Below are 15,515 nucleotides of genomic sequence, written 5' to 3' on the forward strand. Positions count from 1 at the left end.
CAGACGGTCGGGTCGGTCGGTCAGGTGGGGCGCAGTGCGATCCCGTCCAGCACCATCGACAGGTACTGGCGGGCGATCTCCTCGGGGCTGTGCTGTCCGCCCGGCCGGTACCAGGAGGCCGCGACCCACACCGTGTCGCGCACGAAGCGGTAGGTCAGGCGGATGTCGAGGTCGGTGCGGAAGACCTCGGCCTCGACGCCCCGCTCCAGCGTCCCGAGCCAGGCCTTCTCGAACTTCTGCTGCGAGTCGGACAGGTAGTGGAAGCGGGGCTGGGCGGAGAGGGTGCGGGACTCCTTCTGGTAGATGGCGACGGCGGCGCGGTGCCGGTCGATCTCCCGGAAGGACTCGGTGACGAGGGCCTCGATGGTCTCCCTGGGGCCGAGACCGGCGGCCAGGACGGTGTCGTACCCGTCCCACAGTTCGGTCAGGAAGGCCGAGAGGATCTCGTCGAGCATCGATTCCTTGGAATCGAAGTGGTAGTAGAGGCTGCCGGCGAGCATGCCGGCGGCGTCGGCGATCTTGCGGACGGTGGTGGCGTTGTAGCCCTGCGCGGCGAAGACCTCGGCGGCGGTGTCGAGGAGTTCACGACGCCGTTCGGGGGAGGCCGTCACCTGCGGCTTCTTCTGGGATGTCGGCTTGTTCGTTGGCACGCGTCCATTCTCGGCCAAGCCATCCGTCAGGCGTGCTGGCTGCTGACCGAGACCGTCTCGCCGGTCATGTACGACGAGTAGGCGCTGGCCAGGAAGACGATGACGTTGGCGACCTCCCAGGGTTCGGCGTAGCGGCCGAAGGCCTCGCGGGCGGTGAGTTCGGCCAGGAGCTCCTCGCTGGTGACCTTCACCAGGTGCGGGTGCATGGCCAGGCTCGGGGCGACCGCGTTGACGCGTACGCCGAACTCGGCGGCCTCCAGGGCCGCGCAGCGGGTCAGGGCCATCACCCCGGCCTTGGCGGCGGCGTAGTGGGCCTGGCCGGTCTGGGCGCGCCAGCCGATGACGGAGGCGTTGTTGACGATCACTCCGGCGCCGCCGGACGCCTTGAACGCGCGCAGGGCGGCGCGGGTGCAGCGGAAGGTTCCGTTCAGGGTGACGTCGAGGACGCGGGACCACTGGTCGTCGGTCATGTCGACGAGGGCGGCGGTGCCGCCGAGGCCGGCGTTGTTGACGACGATGTCGAGGCGGCCGTGGGTGTCCTCGGCGAGCGCGAAGAGGGCCTGGACCTGGTCCTCGTCGGTGACGTCGCAGGGCAGGGAGGTGACGCGGTCGGCCCCGAACTCGGCGGCGAGCGCCTCCTCGGTCTCCTTCAGGCGGCGGGTGTGGGCGTCGCCGATGACGATGCGGGCGCCCTCCTCCAGGAGGCGGCGGGCGGTGGCTCCGCCGATGCCGGCCCCGGCGGCGGCGGTGACGACGGCGGTGCGGTCCTTCAGCAGTCCGTGCCCGGGGACATAGTCGGGAGCGGTCACGCCGGTACCTCCTTGGGAAGGCCGAGGATCCGCTCGGCGATGAGATTGCGCTGGATCTCGTCCGAGCCCGCGTAAATGGTGTCGGCGCGGGAGAAGAGGAAGAGCCGCTGCCAGTCGTCGAGGTCGTACGGGTCCCCGTGCGCGCCCTCGGCGAGGAGCGAGGGGGCGGCGCAGACGTCCATGGCGAGCTCGCCGAGGTCGCGGTGCCAGCGGGACCGGTACAGCTTGGCGGTGGAGGGCGCGGTGGCGGGGTTCAGGGCGGTGGCGCGCATGGTCTCCAGGCCGATCCAGGCCTGGACGAGGCGGTCGCGGATCAGCGGGTCGGCGAGGGCCCCGTTGGCGCGGGCGAGTGCGGCGAGGGCTTCGAGTTCGCGGCGGAAGCCGACCTGCTGGCCGAGGGTGGAGACGCCGCGCTCGTGGCCGAGGGTGGCCATGGCGATGCGCCAGCCGTCGCCGGGGGCGCCGACGATGTGGGCGGCGTCGGTGCGGGCTCCGTCGAAGAAGACCTCGTTGAACTCGGAGGTGCCGGTGAGCTGGACGATCGGGCGGACCTCGACCCCCTCCTGGTCCATGGGGACCAGGAGGTAGGAGAGGCCGCTGTGGCGGCGCGAGCCGGGTTCGGTGCGGGCGAGGACGAAGCACCACTGGGAGGCGTGGGCGAGCGAGGTCCAGGTCTTCTGGCCGTCGACGATCCACTGCCCGCCCTGGAGGGTGGCGCGGGTGCGGACGGCGGCGAGGTCGGAGCCGGCGCCCGGTTCGCTGTAGCCCTGGCACCACAGCTCCTCCACGGCCCGGATGGGCGGCAGGAAGCGGCGCTTCTGCTCCTTGGTGCCGTGGTCGATGAGGGTGGGACCGAGGAGCTGTTCGCCGATGTGGCCCACGCGGGCGGGGGCGTCGGCGAGGGCGTACTCCTCGTGGAAGGCGATCTGCTCGGCGGCGGACGCGCCGCGGCCGCCGTACTCGACGGGCCAGCCGAGGCAGGTCCAGCCGTGGGCCGCCATGTGGCGCTCCCAGGCGAGGCGTTCGGCGAAGGCCTCGTGCTCGCGGCCGGGGCCGCCGCGGCCCTTGAGCGCGGCGAACTCGCCGGTGAGGTGGGCCCGTAGCCACCCCCGGACCTCGGTGCGGAACTCCTCGACGCTGCTCACGGCCGTACGTTAACCTACCAAACACTTGTTAGGGAAGCTTCGCTCGTGAAGGATGGACGCCGCATGCCCGACGACCGCAGGCCCCACGACCGTTCGCCCGACGACACACCCGTGCTCTACGAGCGCCGCGGCCCGGTCGCGTACGTGACGATGAACCGCCCCCGCTACCGCAACGCGCAGAACAGCGCGATGACGTACGCGCTGGACGACGCCTTCTACCGGGCCGCCGAGGACCCCGAGGTGAAGGTGGCCGTCCTCGCCGGGGCCGGTGAGCACTTCTCCGCGGGCCACGACATCGGCACCCCCGGGCGCGACGCCCACCTGCCCTTCGAGCGGCGGGCCGGCCTGTGGTGGGACCACACCGGGCGGCCGGGCGCCGAGTCCCGCTTCGCGCGCGAGTCGGAGGTGTACCTGGGGATGTGCCGGCGCTGGCGCGAGCTGCCGAAGCCGGTGATCGCCTCGGTGCGCGGCGCCTGTGTGGCGGGCGGGCTGATGCTGGCCTGGGTCTGCGACCTGATCGTGGCGGGCGAGGACGCCTTCTTCGCGGACCCGGTCGTACGGATGGGCATCCCCGGGGTCGAGTACTTCGCGCACCCGTGGGCGATGCCGCCGCGGATCGCGAAGGAGTTCCTCTACACCGGCGACCGGATGACGGCCCGGCGCGCGTACGAGGTCGGCATGGTCAACCGGGTCGTGGCACCGGGCGACCTGGAGGCCGAGACCGAACGGCTGGCGCTGCGGATCGCCGGGATGCCCGCCTTCGGCCTGGCGCTGACCAAGCGGGCCGTCAACCAGGCCGAGGACCTCCAGGGCCTGCACACCGGCATGGACTCGGTGTTCGGCCTGCACCACCTCGCCCACGCGCACAACGCGGAGACGGCGGCGGACTCGCTCGGCGGCATCGACATCGCCGCCCTGAAGGAGGCGAACACCTGATGGAACTCACGCATACGGCGGACGTGGAGGCCTTCCGGGCCGAGGCCCGCGACTGGCTCCGCGCCCATGTCCCGGCCCGGCCCCTGCCCTCCCTGGAGACGGCCGAGGGCTTCGCGGCGCACCGGGAGTGGGAGGCGCTGCTGCACGCGGAGCGCTGGTCGGTGGTCTCGTGGCCCGAGGAGTACGGGGGCCGGGGCGTGGACATCGTCAAGTGGCTGGTCTTCGAGGAGGAGTACTGGGCCTCGGGCGCGCCCGGCCGGGTCTCGCAGAACGGCATCAGCCTCCTCGCCCCCACCCTCTTCGACCACGCGAGCGCGCGGCAGCGCGCGCGGGTGCTGCCGTCCATGGCGAGCGGCGAGGTGATCTGGGCGCAGGCGTGGTCGGAGCCCGGGTCGGGGTCCGACCTGGCCTCGCTGACGTCGCGGGCGGTCCGCACGGAGGGCGGCTGGCTGCTGACCGGGCAGAAGACCTGGTCCTCGCGGGCGGCCTTCGCGGACCGCGCCTTCGGGATCTTCCGCACGGACCCGGACACCCCGAAACCCCACCAGGGTCTGACCTACCTGATGTTCGGCCTGCGGGCGCCGGGGGTGACGGTACGGCCCATCGGCCGGCTCGACGGCAAGCCGGCCTTCGCGGAACTCTTCCTGGACCAGGTGTTCGTACCGGACGAGGACGTGATCGGGGAGCCGGGGCAGGGCTGGCGGATCGCCATGTCGACGACCGGCAACGAACGCGGGCTGACCCTGCGCTCCCCCGGCCGTTTCCTGGCCGCGGCGGACCGGCTGGTCGGCCTGTGGCGCGAACACGGGGACCCGTCCGACACCGCGCTGCGGGACCGGGTGGCGGACGCGGTGGTCGGGGCCCGCGCGTACGAGCTGTTCACCTGGGCGAACGCCTCCCGATTCGCGGCGGGCGCGACGATCGGCGCCGAGTCCAGCCTGAACAAGGTGTTCTGGTCGCAGTACGACATCGCCCTGCACGAGACGGCACTGGACCTCCTGGGCCCGGACGCGGAGCTCGCGGAGGGCGAGTGGGCCGAGCCGTGGGTGTTCTCCCTGGCCGGGCCGATCTACGCGGGGACGAACGAGATCCAGCGCGACATCATCGCCGAGCGGCTGCTCGGCCTTCCGAAGGGCCGCCGCTGATGCGCTTCGTGCTGACCGACGAGCAGTCGGACTTCGCCCGTACGCTGCGCTCCCTGCTGGGCTCGGCACAGGTCCCGGCGGCGGTGCGGGCCTGGGCGGACGGCGACGCGGGGCCCGGGCGGACGGTGTGGTCCCGGCTCGCGGGGACGGGGCTGTTCGCGCTGGCCGTCCCGGAGCCCTACGAGGGGGCGGGCCTGCTCCCGGCGGAGCTGTCCCTCGGCTTCGTGGAGCTGGGCCGGGCCGGGGTGCCGGGGCCGGTGGTGGAGAGCGCCGCGGTGTCGGTGCTGCTGGCGGAGCTGGCGGACGAGGCGCCGGCCAAGCGGTTCCTGCCGGGGCTGGCGCAGGGCGGGACCTCGGCCACGCTGACCCTGCCGGGCGGGAGCCCGTACGCCCTGGACGCGGACGCGGCGACGTACTGCTTCACGGTGTCCCCGGCGGGCGAACTGCGAGTGGCGGGCGGTACGGGCGGCGCAAGCGGCGGGGGCGGCGCGGGCGGCGCGGGCTCGGCGGATGAGTCGCTCCGGTCGACGGACCCCGCACGCCGGCTGTCCCGCCCGCCGGCCGGCGCGGGTGAACTGCTGGCGGCGGGCCCGGCGGTGGCCCGGGCGGCCGAGGTGGCCGGACGCTGGGCCCGGCTGCTGACGGCGGCCCAGTGCCTGGGCGTCGGCGAGGCGCTGCTGGCCAGGACGGTGGAGTACGTGAAGCAGCGCACGCAGTTCGGGACGCCGATCGGGACCTTCCAGGCGGTGAAGCACCGGCTGGCGGACACCCTGCTCGACCTGGAGTTCGCCCGCCCGCTGGTGTGGGCGGCGGCGCTGTCGCTCGACCCGGGCGAGGTGGCGGCGGCAAAACTGGCGGCCGGCGAGGCGTCCTACCGGGCGGCGATGACGGCGCTCCAGCTCCACGGTGCGGTGGGCTACACCGAGGAGCTGGACCTGTCCCTGTGGCTGCGCAAGGCCCGCCCCCTGCGGGACGCCTGGGGAACGCCGTCGGCCTGCCGGGCCGAGGTCCTGCGGTCCCTCACACCACCGCGACGCTGAGGCTCACGACGTACTGCTCCTCGACGATGCCGTCCGGGAAGAGCGGGTTCAGCAGCTCCCGCTCCCCCGCGAAGTACGCGCGGGTGCGTTCCTCGCCCAGGACCAGGAAGGCGGAGTGGCTGGCGAGGTTGGCGAGGTGGTCGTCCAGCGTGATGCGCCGGGTCCACGTCACGGAGCGGGTGGTGAACTCACCGAGCCCCTCGGGCAGGGTGCGGTGGGTCTCCCCCTTGACCTCGAAGAAGACCCGGAGCCGCTCCTCCTGTTCGGCGATCCACGGCACGGTGGCGTCCGTGTCGTTCCACCAGAGCGCGAGCGCGCCGCCGGGGCGCAGCACCCGCCGGGCCTCGGGCACGGAGCGGGCCGGGTCGGTCCAGTGCCAGGCCTGGGCGTAGGTGAGCAGGTCGAACGCGCCGGTGGCCAGCGGCAGCCGGTCCCCGTCGCCGCGCACGATCGGGATCCCGGGGTACGTGCGGCGGAACTCGGCGGCCATTCCGTCACCGGGCTCCACGGCGAGGACGTCGGCCCCGCGCTCGTGCAGGAGCGCGGTGGCGATCCCGGTCCCGGCTCCTACGTCGGCCACCCGGGCCCCGGCGAGCGGGCGCCCGGTGAGGGACTCGACGGCGTCGAAGAGCGCCGGGGGGTAGCTGGGGCGGTGGGCCGCGTACGAAGCGGCTGCTGCGTCGAAGGAACGGGCACGTGTGGTCATGCGTCCATTGTTTTCGATCACACAATCGACAACAACAAGATCGAGGTACTTGCACCATGCGAAGGACGATGACCGGGGTGACCGTGTGCGCCGCGGCGGCCGTACTGCTCACCGGCTGCGGGAGCGCGGAGCCGAAGCCGGCCGGGGAGAGCGAGCGCCCCACGGCCTCCGCGAGCGCCTCGTCCGCCCCCGCCAAGGCCGGCGGCGCGACCCACGAGGTGACCCTGGAGGTCGGCGGCACCGGAAAGACGGCGGTCATGTACAGCGGCATCGGCAGCGGCTTCGAGCCGCAGACCCTGCCGTGGTCGAAGAGCGGTACCGCGGAGCTCACCGCCGCGGAGCAGAAGGTGGGCTACCTGGTCAACGTGGTCCCGGGCACGATCGCGGGCCCCGACGGCAAGCTGCAGCAGGCCCCGTGCGTCATCAAGGTCGACGGGAAAAAGGTCGCGGAGAGCGACGGCGTGACGACCGTGAAGGGCTGCTCCTACACGATCAGGTAGGCGCACGTACATCGGCGGTCCAGGCTGTATGGCTTTGCCACACAGCCTGGACCGGAACTCAACTGTTCATGTCAACGATGACTTCTCCCGTCTCGCCGACCTACCAGCGCCAGTCCCAGTGGCCGTGACAGTGGTTGTGGTGATGGTGGCCGTGGTGCCCGTGGCCGTGGCCGTGGCCGTGCCCGTGCCCGTGCCCGTGCCCACCGTGTTTGACTGCCATCGTGGTGGTTGCGGCACTGACGTTCGACGTTGTCGGCGCGGCGAATGCGCTGGAGGGCAGCAGTGCACCTGCTGCGGCCAGGGCGGACGCGGCCGTAAGGATGGCGAGACGCCGTGTGACGAATGTGTGAGTCATGAGAATTCACCTCCGGTGAGAAAGGACCACGCCGCCAGATCCGTTCCGGACGGCGCGGGTGGGTCACCTGGTCTGCGTGAACCCATGACTCAATTAGGCCCGGGGTGGCGAAATGCTTCACGTCCCTGGATTTCGGGACTTGACACATGACGGCGGTCTCGAAATCGCCGGACACCCCCTAGTTCCGGGGGCGCAGGGAGAGCCGGCCGACGAGGGCGGTCTGGAGCAGGATCAGGGCCCCGGTGCCGGCCGCCGGCCAGAGCGGGCGGTCCGGGCGGCCGCCCACGGCCCAGGCCGGGCCGTCGGGGTCCACCGTCACGGTCAGCCGGGCGCCCACCGGGAGGTCCGTCGCCACCGGTCCGGGCAGGTCCCGGCCGGCCGCCGTGCGCAGCCGCAGCGACGGGGAGGTGGCCGAGCCGTCCTGCACCATGGTCCGCTCGGCGACGACCGCCTGTTCCTCCCGGCCGCGGTCGTGGAGGGTGTGCCGGTCCCAGGTGATCCCGCCGGCCACCGCGATGCCGACCGCGAGGAGGGCGACACAGGTGCGGGCGACGAATTCCGCGCCGGTGCCGTGCGGTACGGCCGCCCCCGCGACGAAGACGGCCAGCAGGACCGGGATCCAGGCTCCCCCGGGTCCCCGGAGCAGCCAGATCGCACCGAACTCCACCGCCAGGAGAAGGCAGTTGCGCAGGACCGCGCCCGGCAGTCTCCGTATCAGTTCAGCCATGGACACATCATGCCTGGGAGCCCGGCGACCCCGCCCTTCCCACCCCCGCCACCCAGGCCGCGGCCGCCCGGAGCGCGGCGGCGCCCGCCGGAAGCGGCAGGCCCAGGAACCCGTGGAAGACGCCCGGGTGGAGCTGGAGCGTGCAGTCGACGCCGGCCGCCGCCAGCCGGCGGGCGTACGCGAGCCCCTCGTCGCGCAGCACGTCGCAGTCGGCGAGGACGATCAGGGCGGGCGGCAGGCCCGACAGGTCGGGGGCGCGCAGCGGCGAGACGTGCGGGTGCTCCGGATCGCCGCCGTACTGGTCCCAGTACCAGGCCATGTGGGCGGCGGTGTGGAAGTAGCCCTCCGCGTACGTCTCCACGGAGGCGGAGTCCATCCGGGCGTCCAGCGGTGGATAGAACAGCACCTGTCCCGCTACGAGTTCGGGCGCGCGCAGGGCCGTCACGGCCGCGAGGTTGCCGCCGCTGGAGTCCCCCGCCAGCACCACCCGGCCGGGGTCGCAGCCGAGCGCCCGGGCCCGGTCCCGGGCCCAGAGCAGGACGGTGAGCGCGTCGTCCGGCGCCGCCGGCCAGGGGTGTTCCGGGGCCAGCCGGTAGTCCGCCGAGACGACCACCGCTCCCGCGGCCACGGCCAGGGAGCGGCAGGTCGCGTCGTGGCTGTCCAGACCGCACATCACCCAGCCGCCGCCGTGCAGGAAGACGACCAGGGGCCGGCCGGACCGGCCGGGCGCGGGATCGTAGATGCGGACCGGGACCCCGCCCGCGACGGCGTCGCACACCGAGGCCACGGCCGGGCCCTCGCGGCCGGACCCGGTCGCCGCGGCCGCCCGCAGCGCGCGGATGTCGCCCGGCCCCGGGAAGCCGGCGGCCATCGCGTCGCACAGCCGCCTGGCCTGCGGTGCGAGGGGGTCGGGTGCACGGAGGTCGCTCATGCCGTCGTCATCCCCCCGTCCACGGTGAACTCGCTGCCCGTCACGTACGAGGACGCGTCCGAACAGAGGAAGAGGACCAGCTCCGCGACCTCCTCCGGGCGGCCGATGCGCCCCAGCGGTACGTGCGACCAGTCCCGGCCCGCCACCGCCTCGGCCACCATCGGGGTGTCGACGGCCCCCGGGTGCACCGAGTTGACCCGGATCCGGTCCCCGGCGAGGTCGAGCGCCGCCGACCGGGTCAGTCCGCGCAGCCCGAACTTGGTGGATCCGTAGGCGGCGTGGCCCGGTATCCCGACCAGTCCGGCGGTGGAGGAGATGTTGACGACCGAGCCGCCCCCGCCCGCCCGCAGCAGCGGCGCGACCGCCTGGATGCCGAGGAACGGGCCGAGCAGGTTGACCCGCAGGAGCGCTTCGAAGTCCTCCAGCCGCTGCTGTTCCACGTGGGCGGTGCGCCACAGGGCCGCGTTGTTGACCAGCGCCGACACCGTCCCGAAGGTGCGGATCGTCTCCTTCACCACCGTCGCCCAGCTCGCCGCGTCGGCCACGTCGTGGCGGACGTACAGCCCTTGGCCGCCGAGTTCGGCGGCCACCGCCCGGCCCTCGTCCTCCCGTACGTCGGTGACGACGACCCGGGCCCCCGCCTCCGCGCACAGCCGGGCCTCGGCGGCGCCCTGGCCACGCCCGGCGCCGGTGATCACGACGACCTTTCCGCCGAGCCGCTCCCCCACGGCTCAGCCCTCCAGCGCGCGGAAGTGCGGGATGACCTTCTCGCCCCACTGCCGGATGGTCTCCATGCACGCCTCCTGGGGGACGGTGCCCATCTGGATCAGGCACATCACCTCGTCGACGCCGATCTCGCGCAGCTGCTCGACGTAGGCGATGGCCGTTTCGGCGCTGCCGTACGCGTGCTCCGCGTTGTAGGTGCCGGTGTCGACGGGCCGGGCGGGGATGTTCGCCTCGTGCAGCCGGGCGACGAGCTCCTCCCGGCCCTTGGCCAGCGCCCCCACGTGGTCCTCCTCCTCCGCGTACCCGGTGGGCTCGGGGCCGTTCCCGTACCAGTGCGCGATGGACTCGGCGAAGAAGCGCTGCCCGCGCGTGCCCAGCCGCAGGGCCCGCTCGGCGTCGTCGAGGACGATGGTCGGGCAGAGCGCGGAGAGGTGGTCGTTGACCTCGGCCGAGACGAAGCGCTCGCCGCTGCGGGTGGCGATGGCCTCGTCGTAGACCTTGCGCATGGCGCGTACGTCGTCGGCGCCGGCGAAGCCCATCACCAGGGCTCCGATGCCGAGCTCGGCGGCCAGCTTGAGGGTGTCGTGCTTGGAGCAGGCCATGAACAGCGGCGGGTGCGGGTCCTGGACCGGGCGGGGCAGGATCGCACCGGGGCCGATGTCGATGGAGCCGTGCCATTCGAAGGTCTCCTCCTTCCAGGCCGAGGAGAAGATCCGCAGTGCCTCCTCCATCTGCGGGTAGGTGTCCTCGGGCCTGACCCCGTACATGGACATCTCCTGGCGGGTGGCACCGCGCCCGGCGCCGATGTCGACGCGGCCGCCGGAGAGCACGTCGAGCATGGCGGCGCGCTCGGCGACGCGCACCGGGTGCTGGTAGCCGAAGGGCATGGTGACGACGCCGTGGCCGATCCGGATCCGGCGCGTGCGGGCGGCCACCCAGGTCAGGAAGATCTCGGAGGCGCTCATGTGCGCGTACCGGGTCAGGGAGTGGTGTTCGACGGCCCAGATCCGGTCGAAGCCCATCTCCTCGGCGTGGACGGCCTGTTCGACGCAGTCGTGGATGACCTGGCGTTCACGTTCGGGGGTGGGGTCGGCGAGCTGCGCCTCGAAGATCATCGAGAACTTCACGGTGAGGTCCCTCCATCCAGTACTTCGAGCCCGTATGTCAAGTAATGAATATTTCGAATAGGCATACTTCTAGCAGTCACACCGTGCAAGGGGAAGGGTGCCGCGAGGACCGGTCGTAGACTGCGCTGCGTGGCAGACGAGACGAACAAGCGCGCGCTCCCGGCGACCAGCTGGGCGGTGCTCGGGCTGCTCTCCTTCGGAGAGGAGCTCTCCGGTTACGACCTGAAGAAGTGGTCGGACTGGTCGCTGCGGTTCTTCTACTGGAGCCCGTCGTTCAGCCAGATCTACAGCGAGCTCAAGCGCCTGGAGAAGGCGGGCTACGCGTCCTCGCGGATGGTCGCCCAGGACACCGGAACGCGCGACAAGCGGGTCTACCGGATCACGGACGAGGGCATGACGGCCGTACGGGAGTGGGCCCGCGAGGCCCCCGTCGACCCGCCCGTCCTCAAGCACGGGCCGATGCTGCGGCTGTGGCTGGGTCACCTGCTGGAGCCGGAGCAGTTGCGCGAAGTCCTCGTCCAGCACCAGGAGTTCGCGGAGAAGATGCGCCGTCGCGCGGTGGCCGACGGGGAGGGCGCCAAGGACGAGAGCGCCTGGGCGTACCCGACGCTCACCCTCAAGTGGGCCGAGCGGTACTACGCCTCCGAGCGCGACCTCGCGGCGGGCATGCTCGCCGACATCGACGAGCTCGAAGGGCTCGGCAAGCTGCCGTAGGAACGCCGGAAGTACAGCAGCGGCGGCCCGTCGCGGTGCGCGGCCAGGGCGGTGACCCGGCCGAGCACGATGACGTGGTCACCGCCGTCCAGCACGCCCTCCAGATCGCATTCGACGCTCGCGAGGGCCCCGTCGAGCAGGGGCGCGCCGTTGCCGCCCGCGCTCCAGGGCACACCGGCGAACTTGTCCCCGCCCGTGACGGCGAACCGGCGGCACAACTCCTCCTGGCCGGCGGCCAGGATGTTGACGGCGAAGGCGCCGGCGGCCTCGATCCGCGGCCAGGAGGCCGAGGTGCGGGCGGGGCAGAAGCAGACCAGCGGCGGGTCCAGCGACACCGATGAGAAGGACTGCACGGCCATCCCGGCGGGACGGCCGTCGGCTCGGCGTGCCGTGATGACGGCGACTCCGGTACAGAAGCTGGACAGGGCGGACTTCAAGTCCAGGGACGTCATGGAGGCCTCCTGATTATTTCTACTAGGTATATGCCTAACCGAAACACGTGTGATTGGATACCGCCCACGCTCGCTCGTCAAGCAGGGAGGGTCCGTCCGATGCCACCGCCGCCCCCGGTGCCGCCACCGCCGGTGCCGCCACCACCGCCCGCCACGCTCGCCCGGCTCCCGGAGTACGCGGCCGCCGCGTACGGGGAGCGCGAGGCACTCGCCGACGGCGAGGTCCGCTGGACCTTCGTCCGGCTGGCCGCCGAGATCGCGGCGGCCGCCCGCGCCGCCATCGCCCACGGAATCCGGCCCGGGGACCGGGTGGCACTCTGGGCCCCCAACAGCCGCGAGTGGATCGCCTGCGCACTCGGCGCCGCCGGCGCGGGAGCCGTCCTCGTCCCCGTCAACACCCGCTACAAGCCCGCCGAGGCGGCCGACGTCATCCGGCGCAGCGGCGCCCGCGTCCTCTTCACCGAACGCGGCTTCCTCGGCACCGACTACGCCGATGCCCTGCACTCCTCGGGCGAGGACCTCGGGGCGCTCTCGTCCACCGTCGTCCTGCGCGGCGGCACGGGGCCCGGGTCCTGGGAGGCGTACCTGGCCGCCGGAACGTCCGTCACGGAGGCGGAACGCCTCGCCCGCGCCGACCTGATCCGCCCGGAACACCTGAGCGACATCCTCTACACCTCCGGCACCACCGGGCGCTCCAAAGGCGTGACGACCACCCACGGCCAGACCATCCGGCTCTACACCTCCTGGTCCGAGCTGGTCACCCTGCGCCCCGGGGACCGCTACCTGCTGGTCAACCCCTTCTTCCACACCTTCGGCTACAAGGCCGGGGTCCTCGCCTGCCTGCTGCGCGGGGCGACCATGCTCCCGGAGGCCGTCTACGACACCGACCGCATCCTGGTCCGCATGGCCGCCGAGCGGGTGTCCTGCCTGATGGGCCCGCCGACCGTCTTCCACGGCCTGATCCGCCACCCCGGGCGCGCCGCCTTCGACCTGTCCGCGCTGCGGCTGGCCGGCACCGGCGCGGCCACCGTGCCCACCGCCCTCGTCGAGGAGATCCGGGAGGTGCTCGGCGCCCCCGACGTGTTCACCGCGTACGGACTGACGGAGTCCGGCGGCGTGGTCACCGTCTGCCCCACCGACGCCGACGCCTGGACCGTCGCCCACACCGTCGGACTGCCGCTGCCGGACACCGAGGTACGGATCGCCTCCCCGCTCGGCGAGGCACTGCCCGCCGGGGAGCCCGGCGAGGTGCAGGTCCGCGGCTACCACGTCACCCCCGGCTACCTGGACGACCCCGCGGCCACCGCCGAGGCCGTCCTGCCCGACGGCTGGCTGCGCACCGGGGACATCGGCGTGCTGGACGCGCGCGGCTACCTCTCGATCACCGACCGGCTGAAGGACATGTACGTGGTCGGCGGCTTCAACGCCTATCCGGCGGAGGTGGAGAACGTACTGCTGACCCACCCCGCCATCACGGACGCGGCCGTCGTCGGCGCCCCGGACGAGCGGCTCGGCGAGGTCGGTGTGGCCTACGTGGTCACCTCCGCCCCGGTCACGGCCGCCGAGCTGACCGTCTGGACCCGGGAACGGCTGGCCAATTTCAAGGTGCCGCGACGCTTCACCCGGCTGCCGGAGCTCCCGCGCAACGCGGGCGGCAAGCTGCTGAAGACGGAGCTGCGGCGCGCGGCCCGAGGGGATTCGGCGTGAGCGGCGCGAAGACGCGGGCACAAGTACAGGCGCAGGAGCTGGCGGAACTGGGGGACGCCGTACGGGCGGTGCTCGCCCGCCATCCCGGCCACGCGGCCTGGGCCCCGCTGACGGCCCAGGTGGGCGCGGCCGCGCTGGCCGTGCCGCAGGAGTACGGCGGGCTGGGCCGCGGGACCGCCGAGGTCGCGGTGGTCATGGCGGAACTGGGCCGCGCGCTGAGCCCCGTACCGTATCTGGGCTCGGCCGTGCTGACGGCGGGGGCGCTGCTCGCGGCCGGTGACCCGGCGGCCTGTGCCCGGCACCTGCCGGGGCTGGCCGAGGGCTCGGTGGTGGGCGCGCTGGCCTGGGCGGAGACCTCCGGCTGGGAGGCGGCCGGCCTGACCGCGCGGGCCGAGCCGGCCGAGCCGGCCGGGGCCGGGTGGCTGCTCACCGGAACCAAGCGGTACGTGCCGGCCGGCCCGGCCGAGCCGGGCCTGGTGCTGGCCTTCGCCAGGGCTGCCGACACCGCGAGGCTCGGCCTGTTCGAACTGACCGCCGCACCGGCCGGGTTCACCGTACGTTCCACCCTGGACCGCACCCGGCCCCTCGCGGAGCTGACCCTGGACCGGACCCCGGCCCGGCTGCTCTCGCCCGACGGAGCCGCCGTCCTCGCCCGGGTCCGCGACCTGGCCTGTACGGCGCTGGCCGCCGAGCAGGTGGGGGCGGCCGCACGAGCCCTGGAGGTGACGGTCCGGTACGCGAAGGACCGGGTCCAGTTCGGCCGGCCCATCGGCTCCTTCCAGGCGGTCAAGCACCGGCTCGCCGACATGCACACGGCGGTGGAGACGGCCCGGGCGCTCGCCCGCGCGGCGGCCGCGGCCGAGGCTCCGCCGCACCTCGCGGCCGCCGCGAAGTCGGCATGCTCGCAGGCGTTCTCGTACGTGGCCGGGGAGATGATCCAGCTGCACGGCGGCATCGGCATCACCTGGGAGCACGAGGCGCACGAGTTCTTCAAGCGGGCCCACGGCTCCGCCCTCCTGCTCGGCGCGCCGGCCGCGCACCGGGCACGGCTGGCGGCCGGCCTCGGTTTCACCGAGACGGACTAACGGGCGCACTCGCTGCCGTACGCTCGCGCCATGACGGGCAGTGCGATCGACCTCCGCAAGGTGGAGGAGACGGCTCCGGCGCTCGTGAGCCTCTACAAGAGTGCCGGAATCTCCCTGCGCAAGTACGGCTTGGAGGGCGGGCGGGCCGCGGTCTACCTGGTGCTGGACTACTCCGGGTCGATGAAGCCGTACTACGCGGACGGCAGCATGCAGGCCCTCGCAGACCAAGTGCTGGGCCTCTCGGCCCACTTGGACGACGACGGCCGGGTGCCGGTGGTCTTCTTCTCCACCGAGGTCGACGCGGTGGAGGAGATCTCCCTGGCCGCGCACGAGGGCCGGGTCACCGAGATCGCCTCCCGGCTGGGCCACATGGGCAGGACCGCCTACCACGTGGCGATGGACGCGGTCATCGACCACTACCTGGACTCGGGGGCGACGGCCCCCGCCCTGGTCGTCTTCCAGACCGACGGGGGGCCGATCAACAAGCTCGCGGCGGAACGGTATCTGTGCAAGGCGGCCCGGCTGCCGCTCTTCTGGCAGTTCGTCGGCTTCGGCAACACGCGCAGCACGCAGTTCGACTTCCTGCGGCGGCTCGACGAGCTACCGGTGCCGGCGATGCGGGTCGTGGACAACGCGGGCTACTTCCACGCGGGAGCGGATCCTCGCAGGGTGCCGGACGGCGAGCTCTACGACCGCCTGCTCGGGGAGTTCCCGGAATGGCTGGTGGCGGCGCGGAGTGCGGGCATCGTGCGCGCCTGAC

The 15,515-nt window shown here is 73.0% G+C and carries 17 protein-coding genes; 8 read left to right on the top strand and 9 right to left on the bottom strand.

The genetic code is table 11. The annotated features are described in order from the left end of the window. Positions 1–20: 20 nt before the first annotated feature. Genes ACFY0D_RS25470 through ACFY0D_RS25480 form a run of 3 tightly spaced genes read right to left on the bottom strand, consistent with a single transcriptional unit; the run spans position 21 to position 2,604 of the window. Positions 21–650, bottom strand: a complete 630-nt coding sequence (locus tag ACFY0D_RS25470) for a TetR/AcrR family transcriptional regulator (RefSeq protein WP_390800360.1) — start codon at positions 648–650, stop codon at positions 21–23. A 26-nt stretch (positions 651–676) separates the two neighbouring features. Beyond that, positions 677–1,459 (bottom strand): SDR family oxidoreductase, encoded by a 783-nt coding sequence (locus ACFY0D_RS25475; protein ID WP_390800361.1) that lies wholly within the window; start codon positions 1,457–1,459, stop codon positions 677–679. Continuing rightward, positions 1,456–2,604: an acyl-CoA dehydrogenase family protein gene (locus ACFY0D_RS25480; RefSeq protein WP_390800362.1), complete on the bottom strand. Its 1,149-nt coding sequence runs from the start codon at positions 2,602–2,604 to the stop codon at positions 1,456–1,458. Before ACFY0D_RS25480 ends, ACFY0D_RS25475 begins: the two co-directional genes overlap by 4 nt. Before the next feature lie 63 nt (positions 2,605–2,667). Here ACFY0D_RS25480 and ACFY0D_RS25485 point away from each other — a divergent pair, with 63 nt between their 5' ends. The 3 genes from ACFY0D_RS25485 to ACFY0D_RS25495 are packed head-to-tail and all read left to right on the top strand — an operon-like array spanning position 2,668 to position 5,725. Next, positions 2,668–3,540 carry an enoyl-CoA hydratase gene (locus ACFY0D_RS25485; RefSeq protein ID WP_390800363.1) on the top strand — a complete coding sequence of 291 codons (873 nt, stop codon included), beginning with the start codon at positions 2,668–2,670 and terminating at the stop codon, positions 3,538–3,540. After that, positions 3,540–4,685, top strand: coding sequence for an acyl-CoA dehydrogenase family protein (locus ACFY0D_RS25490; protein WP_390800364.1), 1,146 nt, complete (start codon positions 3,540–3,542; stop codon positions 4,683–4,685). The genes ACFY0D_RS25485 and ACFY0D_RS25490 overlap by 1 nt, the downstream gene beginning before the upstream one ends. Beyond that, the gene (locus ACFY0D_RS25495) at positions 4,685–5,725 is read left to right on the top strand and encodes an acyl-CoA dehydrogenase family protein (RefSeq protein ID WP_390800365.1); all 1,041 of its coding nucleotides are present in this window, start codon (positions 4,685–4,687) and stop codon (positions 5,723–5,725) included. Before ACFY0D_RS25490 ends, ACFY0D_RS25495 begins: the two co-directional genes overlap by 1 nt. On the opposite strand, the gene ACFY0D_RS25500 is transcribed toward ACFY0D_RS25495, so the two are convergent. Continuing rightward, entirely contained in the window at positions 5,706–6,431 is a 726-nt protein-coding gene (locus ACFY0D_RS25500; RefSeq protein WP_390800366.1) for a class I SAM-dependent methyltransferase, read from the bottom strand. The genes ACFY0D_RS25495 and ACFY0D_RS25500 overlap by 20 nt on opposite strands. A 56-nt stretch (positions 6,432–6,487) precedes the next feature. Here ACFY0D_RS25500 and ACFY0D_RS25505 point away from each other — a divergent pair, with 56 nt between their 5' ends. Continuing rightward, positions 6,488–6,931 (top strand): hypothetical protein, encoded by a 444-nt coding sequence (locus ACFY0D_RS25505; RefSeq protein WP_390800367.1) that lies wholly within the window; start codon positions 6,488–6,490, stop codon positions 6,929–6,931. Between the two features lie 533 nt (positions 6,932–7,464). Here the strand turns inward: ACFY0D_RS25505 and ACFY0D_RS25510 are convergent. From ACFY0D_RS25510 to ACFY0D_RS25525, 4 genes are read right to left on the bottom strand one after another with little or no spacing between them, the layout of a single operon-like run. Next, positions 7,465–8,013, bottom strand: coding sequence for a hypothetical protein (locus ACFY0D_RS25510; protein WP_390800368.1), 549 nt, complete (start codon positions 8,011–8,013; stop codon positions 7,465–7,467). A gap of 7 nt (positions 8,014–8,020) precedes the next feature. Next, positions 8,021–8,944: an alpha/beta hydrolase gene (locus tag ACFY0D_RS25515; RefSeq protein WP_390800369.1), complete on the bottom strand. Its 924-nt coding sequence runs from the start codon at positions 8,942–8,944 to the stop codon at positions 8,021–8,023. Further along, the gene (locus tag ACFY0D_RS25520; protein ID WP_390800370.1) at positions 8,941–9,672 is read right to left on the bottom strand and encodes an SDR family NAD(P)-dependent oxidoreductase; all 732 of its coding nucleotides are present in this window, start codon (positions 9,670–9,672) and stop codon (positions 8,941–8,943) included. The genes ACFY0D_RS25515 and ACFY0D_RS25520 overlap by 4 nt, the downstream gene beginning before the upstream one ends. Before the next feature lie 3 nt (positions 9,673–9,675). Then, complete coding sequence (locus ACFY0D_RS25525; protein ID WP_390800371.1) at positions 9,676–10,797, bottom strand: LLM class flavin-dependent oxidoreductase; 1,122 nt, start codon at positions 10,795–10,797, stop codon at positions 9,676–9,678. A gap of 129 nt (positions 10,798–10,926) precedes the next feature. Here ACFY0D_RS25525 and ACFY0D_RS25530 point away from each other — a divergent pair, with 129 nt between their 5' ends. Beyond that, positions 10,927–11,511, top strand: coding sequence for a PadR family transcriptional regulator (locus ACFY0D_RS25530; protein WP_351159516.1), 585 nt, complete (start codon positions 10,927–10,929; stop codon positions 11,509–11,511). Here the strand turns inward: ACFY0D_RS25530 and ACFY0D_RS25535 are convergent. Further along, positions 11,433–11,963 (bottom strand): flavin reductase family protein, encoded by a 531-nt coding sequence (locus ACFY0D_RS25535; RefSeq protein WP_390800372.1) that lies wholly within the window; start codon positions 11,961–11,963, stop codon positions 11,433–11,435. The two genes, ACFY0D_RS25530 and ACFY0D_RS25535, sit on opposite strands and share 79 nt — an antisense overlap. A gap of 99 nt (positions 11,964–12,062) precedes the next feature. On the opposite strand from ACFY0D_RS25535, the gene ACFY0D_RS25540 reads away from it, so the two are divergent. Genes ACFY0D_RS25540 through ACFY0D_RS25550 form a run of 3 tightly spaced genes read left to right on the top strand, consistent with a single transcriptional unit; the run spans position 12,063 to position 15,514 of the window. Then, positions 12,063–13,670 carry a FadD3 family acyl-CoA ligase gene (locus ACFY0D_RS25540; protein WP_390800373.1) on the top strand — a complete coding sequence of 536 codons (1,608 nt, stop codon included), beginning with the start codon at positions 12,063–12,065 and terminating at the stop codon, positions 13,668–13,670. Beyond that, complete coding sequence (locus ACFY0D_RS25545; RefSeq protein ID WP_390800374.1) at positions 13,667–14,755, top strand: acyl-CoA dehydrogenase family protein; 1,089 nt, start codon at positions 13,667–13,669, stop codon at positions 14,753–14,755. The genes ACFY0D_RS25540 and ACFY0D_RS25545 overlap by 4 nt, the downstream gene beginning before the upstream one ends. Positions 14,756–14,785: 30 nt before the next feature. Beyond that, positions 14,786–15,514 carry a VWA domain-containing protein gene (locus tag ACFY0D_RS25550; protein WP_390800375.1) on the top strand — a complete coding sequence of 243 codons (729 nt, stop codon included), beginning with the start codon at positions 14,786–14,788 and terminating at the stop codon, positions 15,512–15,514. The last annotated feature ends 1 nt before the right edge of the window (position 15,515 follow it).

The organism is Streptomyces sp. NPDC001502, assembly GCF_042894785.1.
GTDB lineage: Bacteria > Actinomycetota > Actinomycetes > Streptomycetales > Streptomycetaceae > Streptomyces > Streptomyces kutzneri.

Coding starts and splice junctions, on each gene's coding strand:
- ACFY0D_RS25505 (WP_390800367.1), top strand. CDS start 6,488: ATGCGAAGGACGATGACCGGGGTGACCGTGTGCGCCGCGGCGGCCGTA.
- ACFY0D_RS25550 (WP_390800375.1), top strand. CDS start 14,786: ATGACGGGCAGTGCGATCGACCTCCGCAAGGTGGAGGAGACGGCTCCG.
- ACFY0D_RS25495 (WP_390800365.1), top strand. CDS start 4,685: ATGCGCTTCGTGCTGACCGACGAGCAGTCGGACTTCGCCCGTACGCTG.
- ACFY0D_RS25535 (WP_390800372.1), bottom strand. CDS start 11,963: ATGACGTCCCTGGACTTGAAGTCCGCCCTGTCCAGCTTCTGTACCGGA.
- ACFY0D_RS25500 (WP_390800366.1), bottom strand. CDS start 6,431: ATGACCACACGTGCCCGTTCCTTCGACGCAGCAGCCGCTTCGTACGCG.
- ACFY0D_RS25540 (WP_390800373.1), top strand. CDS start 12,063: ATGCCACCGCCGCCCCCGGTGCCGCCACCGCCGGTGCCGCCACCACCG.
- ACFY0D_RS25510 (WP_390800368.1), bottom strand. CDS start 8,013: ATGGCTGAACTGATACGGAGACTGCCGGGCGCGGTCCTGCGCAACTGC.
- ACFY0D_RS25485 (WP_390800363.1), top strand. CDS start 2,668: ATGCCCGACGACCGCAGGCCCCACGACCGTTCGCCCGACGACACACCC.
- ACFY0D_RS25490 (WP_390800364.1), top strand. CDS start 3,540: ATGGAACTCACGCATACGGCGGACGTGGAGGCCTTCCGGGCCGAGGCC.
- ACFY0D_RS25515 (WP_390800369.1), bottom strand. CDS start 8,944: ATGAGCGACCTCCGTGCACCCGACCCCCTCGCACCGCAGGCCAGGCGG.